Source organism: Mesorhizobium sp. M0048, from assembly GCF_040323405.1.
Taxonomy (GTDB): domain Bacteria; phylum Pseudomonadota; class Alphaproteobacteria; order Rhizobiales; family Rhizobiaceae; genus Mesorhizobium.
The window spans coordinates 1-774 of sequence record NZ_JAMYUV010000132.1 but is presented as its reverse complement, the minus strand read 5'-3'; the positions used below and the strand labels follow the sequence as shown (position 1 = coordinate 774).

Annotated in this window: 1 protein-coding gene; it reads left to right on the top strand. The window is 61.1% G+C overall.

Annotation, left to right across the window (positions count from 1 at the left end; genetic code table 11):
- Window positions 1-107: 107 nt before the first annotated feature.
- A partial coding sequence (locus NKJ84_RS33065; RefSeq protein ID WP_352510015.1) for an ABC transporter permease occupies window positions 108-774 on the top strand: 667 nt, incomplete at its 3' end.

Here is a 774-nt window from a genome sequence, read left to right as displayed (position 1 = left end):
GTCGCCGTGTTCAATTGGCCGCTGGGTGCTGCGCTCTCCTTTATCCTGCTGGCCGTCGTGCTGGTCATCCTGGCGGTTGCCTCGCCGGTGCTGAGGAGGGCTATGTGATGGCGACGACACGGGTCCTCGAATGGCTCGGCCGCCTCTACATCTGGCTATTGCTCGCCTTCCTCTATGTGCCCATCATCATCATGGCGCTGATGTCTTTCAACGTTTCGCCCTTCTATCAGCTGCCGTTCGAATGGACGACGGAATGGTATGCCTCGCTGTGGCAGAACGACCAGCTCATCTCAGCCACCTGGAACAGCCTCGAGATCGCGGTCATCACCACCATCATTTGCGTGGTGCTTGGCTCCGCGGCGTCACTGGCGCTCTACCGCTATGAATTTCGCGGCAAAAAATTCCTGCAGGCGCTGCTGTTTCCGCCAATCGCCATTCCGTGGCTGATTACCGGCACGGCGATGCTGATCTTCTTCTTCGGCGTCGGCATCGGGCGCGGTCTGTTCGCCATCCTGCTCGGCCACGTCGCGCTTGCACTGCCCTATGTCATCGTCGTCGTATCGGCCCGGCTGCAGACCTTCGCGCCCGAGTTGGAAGAGGCGGCGCGCTCGCTCGGCGCCAATCAATGGCAGGTGACGAACCGCGTCACGCTGCCCTGGATCATGCCGGGTGTCATTGCCGGAGGGCTGTTCGCTTTCGCCGTGTCCTTCGACCAGTTCGTCGTATCCTACTTTCTGTCGACGCCCGGCCAAACGACGCTGCCGGTCGAAATCT